Annotated in this window: 5 protein-coding genes; 3 read left to right on the top strand and 2 right to left on the bottom strand. The window is 61.4% G+C overall.

The features are described 5' to 3' along the window. Positions 1-263 precede the first annotated feature (263 nt). On the top strand, positions 264-2024 hold the full coding sequence (locus tag G6028_RS09755; RefSeq protein WP_179523835.1) for a hypothetical protein: 1761 nt from the start codon (positions 264-266) through the stop codon (positions 2022-2024). A gap of 246 nt (positions 2025-2270) precedes the next feature. Then, complete coding sequence (locus tag G6028_RS09750; protein WP_179523836.1) at positions 2271-2747, top strand: hypothetical protein; 477 nt, start codon at positions 2271-2273, stop codon at positions 2745-2747. 239 nt (positions 2748-2986) lie between these two features. On the opposite strand, the gene G6028_RS09745 is transcribed toward G6028_RS09750, so the two are convergent. Continuing rightward, entirely contained in the window at positions 2987-3394 is a 408-nt protein-coding gene (locus tag G6028_RS09745; protein WP_182653820.1) for a hypothetical protein, read from the bottom strand. A gap of 480 nt (positions 3395-3874) precedes the next feature. Between G6028_RS09745 and G6028_RS09740 the strand changes: the two genes are divergently transcribed. Next, positions 3875-4348 (top strand): hypothetical protein, encoded by a 474-nt coding sequence (locus G6028_RS09740; protein WP_179523838.1) that lies wholly within the window; start codon positions 3875-3877, stop codon positions 4346-4348. Positions 4349-4423: 75 nt separating this feature from the next. Here G6028_RS09740 and G6028_RS09735 read toward each other — a convergent pair. Beyond that, positions 4424-4917: recombinase family protein (locus G6028_RS09735; protein WP_194306941.1), on the bottom strand; the 494-nt coding region annotated here is incomplete at its 5' end.

The raw sequence follows: 4917 nt of genomic DNA, 5'->3' as shown, positions 1-4917 counted from the left end.
CCGCTGACCCTGGCCGCTGACACTGGCCGCTGACACATACCTGGGGCTGGCAATGACGTTCCGCCACAGCCGGCTGGACGGGCTCTCGAGTCGGCACCGGCAACCAGGTCTTATGACAAGCCGCACCGTCGAGGCTGCGCAGCGAGCGAACTTTCGCCCTCTCCCCCGTCGCGGCATCTGTTCGTCAACCTGCGTCGTAGTCGATTGGGATACTGGATCGGTGCCCTCGCGCGATGAAGTCTTGATGAGTACTTGGCGAATCCATGTCCACTGAACGCGTCCCCTGGTCTCGCCTCGACAGCGGCGAGTTCGAACACACCGTCGCGATGCTGGTGTGCGCCGACCACCCGCTGGGTCAGAAGTTCACACCTGGCCCGGACGGCGGCATCGATGTCTTTGTTCCCGACGGCGACAGCCAGCGCAAGGTGTTTCAAGTCAAGAACTTCCCCCTGAAGTTTGCCAACGCAGAGTTCCGACAAGTGAGGAAGTCGCTCAGGGCGGTCGCCGAAACGTCAAGGCAAGAGGGATGGGCGATCACCGAGTGGCACCTTGTGATCCCCCGCGATTCAAGCCCCGGATACCGCGCTCGAATCGAAGAGGAGGTCAAATCTCTGGGCATCCCGACGTGGTCATGGATGGGCCTGACACGGCTCGACATTTTCGCGGCACGCCACCCAGAGCTCATCGATTATTACCTCAAGGGGGGCAAGGACCGTCTCGCTGATCAACTCGCCGATCTCACCGCCATCATTCGCGGTGACACGACCCTTGGTAGCGGGACTCGTTTGCAACCTGCCGACGTCGGCGACCGAATCAGGATCTTGCAACGTGCAGCAAACAATGACCCTCACTACCGGTACCACTTCGGAACATCCGATTGCCCCCCGCACCAAGTAGATGAGCCCTGGCTGGTTGCTGTCGCAGCCGAGCAACACGGCCCCATGTGGCTCCACATCAAGGTGTATGCAAAGTTCGCTGCCGCCCTCAGCGAGCGTCCGATAACCACTACCGTGCAGGTCGACGTAACCGGCGACCCGGCACTCGCCGAGAGCTTCGAGCAGTTTCTCGATTTCGGAACCGATCTCACGATCCCCTCGTCTGCTGCGTCCGCAGAACTCAACCTCCCCGGCGGGCTCGGCGGCACTATTGACAGTGCTGAGATCCACTTCACCGCCATCACGGCCGAAGCGGGCGGTCCGGAACCCGCATCTAGCATCACCGTTGGAGTCCGAGACGCTACAGGTGATGTCGTCGCCGAACTGCGGTTGGAGCGGAAGAGCTTCACGTCAGGGGTGCGCGGCGGCCAGCGAACCGTATGGGCTGACCGGACCGACAAGGTGGAGCTTGCACTTAGGACCCGCTTCGAGCCTATCGAAGTCGAAGCAGACTTCCGTATGAACTGGGACGCCTATAGCCAATTGCCAGGCGACCTCATCGATGCCGTTTCATTCATGGATGCGGTCGATCGCGGAGTGTCAATCGGACTGAGTCCCAGCCACGGACCGCGCCGTTATAGCTGGACTGTTCCTTACCCTCACGACCGAAATTCGAATCTCCATCTAACGGCGCGGCTCGTACGAGCGTTGAACGTAATCCAGCAGCACTCCACGGATCTGCTTCGCATCCCGAGCGCCCTCTCCGCGGGAGAACTCCGACATGTCTTCGAAGCAGCAACCCTCCTGCAAGGCCAAGCGGCTAGCACCACCTGGTCACCGTTTGAATTCACCATCGATGCCACCGATCGCCCCACGCTCACTGCGGGGTCACGTATCAATGTCGCGGTTACGCAGAGACTCAACATCGAGTTGGACGGAGAAGAACACCACCTTGGCCAAGTCGCAGCGTTCCTTGATGCCGTCGTCGACTCCGTCGACGGCGACACTGTCGCGCTCAGCCCGGGAGACCCGGACGCCCGTGCCACTCGCGTTCTCGCGGAGGGCGAAGAGTACAGAGTCTGGGTGGCGGCGACCGACGCAGAGAGCAAACGTCCCGCGCCCGACGGCAACAGGGATGGGCCAACCTGAACACCCAAAGCCGAACGGCCGCGAAGGGCACTGGGGAGTGTGGCAACTCCCCCATGTCACCATGGGCCGTCAGCCTGGTGTCGCATTTGACGATCCTTCATCGTGACACTGGCTCGGACCGTCGGAATGGTTCCTCGACCTGTGGTCCAGGGTCTTACTGAAGTGTCGTACAAGCCTGCCGCACAGAGCAGGACCAAATGCACCGTACCTACTGCGAGTGGGGAGTAGGTGCAGGAGGATTCAGACATGGAGCGTTCACGCGCCGCACTTCCCGACGACCAGTATCTCGCGAGGGTGGGCGAAGTAGCGTATTCGGTCTCCTACCTCGAGTGGACCATCCTCGGCGATCTGCCCCGTCTTGCTGATCGACTACCAGCCACCCTCGCACTGAAGCACCTCGAACCAAAGACGACTTCGGGCATAGCCAGTGCCGTGAAGAGCGCAGCGAGTGAAGTGGAAGACCCTCAGATCAGGAACTACCTGGTCGCGGTATACAAAGCATTGTTCGCGGTAGCGGCGGTCCGGAACGACGTTCTACATGCACGGCCCGCCACTCACCCCCAACAGGGACAGCGGCTCAACCGCGCGGAGACGAAGAACAACACCGCAACCGGCAAGCGCTTCTGGATCGATGACGGATGGTTCGACGAGGCAATCGGGACGCTGAACGAGAATCTATCCGCCGTTACTCGTGTGAGGCCGCCGCTTCCTAACTGCCGCTAACGTCCGGGCACTTCACCCATCACCTGAGGGAGCGTTGGATCGGCGCCCCCAGTCTCGTTTGCTGCGATTCGATTGCGCGAAACTACCGTCATACGTGCCTCTCAGTTCCTTGGTTGTGGGACGGTGTGATCCGACCCCGGAATCGGTCGACTCCAAAGGAGATCGCATCGACATGTGGCGGTCTTGTGCGATCGCTATATGGTGGTAGCTCTTCACGCCGCTGATGGGGATGGTCTGGGTTACGGGGCGGCTCGGTAGGTCAGATCAATATCCGGGCCGATAGGGAGAGCCTCGATGGGCTCGTGGGCGAGAAGGGCGTCGATGAACTCCTCGGATCCTCCGACGAGAGTGGAGTTGTAGTCCACCTCCGTTGACAGGTACCAACTCTTGTTCTCCGGCCAGAGCAATGCGGGAAAGTCGAAGAGGAAGCCTGACTCCGAGCGAAATGCGTCAAGGAGCGCCGCAAGCGATACCCGAAATAGCACGTAGTCACGCACGCCCAAACGGGCCGTGGGGAAGCTCGTGCCCGGCTCGTGCTGTGGCTGTATGCCATCCCAGTACCCCGCGAAGATGGGGGCCTCCGCGGGAAGGCGTTCGACTATGAACTCGAGGTAGGCAGGTCCGGAGATTTTATCCAGCCCGCCCACGTCCGGGCTGATACTGCGTAGTCGCAGATCGCGTCGAGAGATCTCATACCAGCGCGTATCCGGACGGATCGCAAGGCCGACGGACTGAGCGTAATCAGACCACGGCAAGAACGAGTCGGACAGTCCGCCATCAGACGGGCCGTGAACGCGGTGCAAGATGCGGCAGTACTTTTCGAATCCAGCCGGCACCTGGAAATCGACACGGTGAAGGTCACCCGACTGGCGTCGACTCGCCCAGTCCGCGACCGAGGTGTCCGAGACCAGATCGAACCCTCGTTCACGAAGCTCTCCATACATCCCCACCGCGCCGCTCCCCTCACCAGCTCAATGTCCCCGAGAACATACAGCCGAACGAGACACCAGTTGTCCCCCAGGGGCGAGTGCACCGTGGGGGCAGCAGTCCCTTCTGCCGGTCGGGCCAAACTTACGCGGGCAGAGAAACCTGGTTCCGAGAGCAACTTGCGCGCATACGGTGGTGCCATGAACCTGAATCGGCTGGACGTCCATCTTGAGTCTTACGACACGTCGTCGGTGTCCGGCCTCAAGGGCGTTGCGCTAATCATCGACGGGCTGCCTCTGGCGGAACACGTTCGAGAGATTGAGGCTGCGGAGATCCGGGCAAAGAAAACGGATGGTTCAGCCGGTTCGTACCTACCGATGGCGGTAGCAAATGTGAAGGGCCCTAAGCACTTTCTCGGCGCCCCCGAAGCATCGTTCTTCGGTGACGGGGACACGGTCCTCTTGGGGTGCACCTGCGGGGAGTGGGATTGCGGGCCATTGACCGCGCGTATCGAAGTGCGCAACGACGTCGTCGAGTGGCACGACTTCCGTCGCGGGTTCCGAGATTGGAACTACGAACCACTCGGCCGGTTCATCTTCGACCGTTCGGCATACCAGAAGCAGTTCGAGACGATCGACTGGTCCGATACCGGGATCCCTCCCGGTGGTTGGTGAAACCCTCAGAGCCGCTGCCGGCCCGATGCGCACTGCAAACTGACGCCGTCCCCCTCAGTGCGGACATCAAGCCGACTAGCTCGTCTGACGTTGTAGTGCGCGATACAACGTCGAGCGTCCCACCCCCAGATCACGTGCGATCGCCGATGGTCCCTCCCCTGCCTCAATGCGGGCGCGGGCCTTGTCGATCTGCTCGGCGGTCAGGACACGCTTGCGTCCCTTGTACTTGCCCTTCGCTTTGGCGATGGCGATGCCCTCAGCCTGGCGTTCGCGGATGATGGCCCGCTCAAACTCGGCGAACGCCCCGAGCAGCGAGAGCATCAGATCCGCTCGAGGATCCTGGGCGCCGGCGGCGTAGGTGGCCCGTTCGTGCACGAACTCCACGCTCGCGCCCTTCGCGGTTATCTCGCCAACGATCTGCTTGAGATCAACCAACGAACGAGCGAGACGGTCCATCGACGCAACAACCAGCTCGTCACCATCTCGCAGGTACCTGATGCACTCTTCGAGCTTCACGCGATCGGCGCGCGAGCGAGCCGACTGTTTCTCGATATAGACCCGGTCGCACT

The organism is Dietzia cercidiphylli, assembly GCF_014145145.1.
GTDB classification, from domain to species: domain Bacteria; phylum Actinomycetota; class Actinomycetes; order Mycobacteriales; family Mycobacteriaceae; genus Dietzia; species Dietzia natronolimnaea.
This window is presented reverse-complemented; position numbering and strand designations above follow the sequence as displayed.

Bases quoted from the DNA above. Each gene is read 5' to 3' on its own strand.
- G6028_RS09755 (WP_179523835.1), top strand. From the start codon at position 264: ATGTCCACTGAACGCGTCCCCTGGTCTCGCCTCGACAGCGGCGAGTTC.
- G6028_RS09750 (WP_179523836.1), top strand. From the start codon at position 2,271: ATGGAGCGTTCACGCGCCGCACTTCCCGACGACCAGTATCTCGCGAGG.
- G6028_RS09740 (WP_179523838.1), top strand. From the start codon at position 3,875: ATGAACCTGAATCGGCTGGACGTCCATCTTGAGTCTTACGACACGTCG.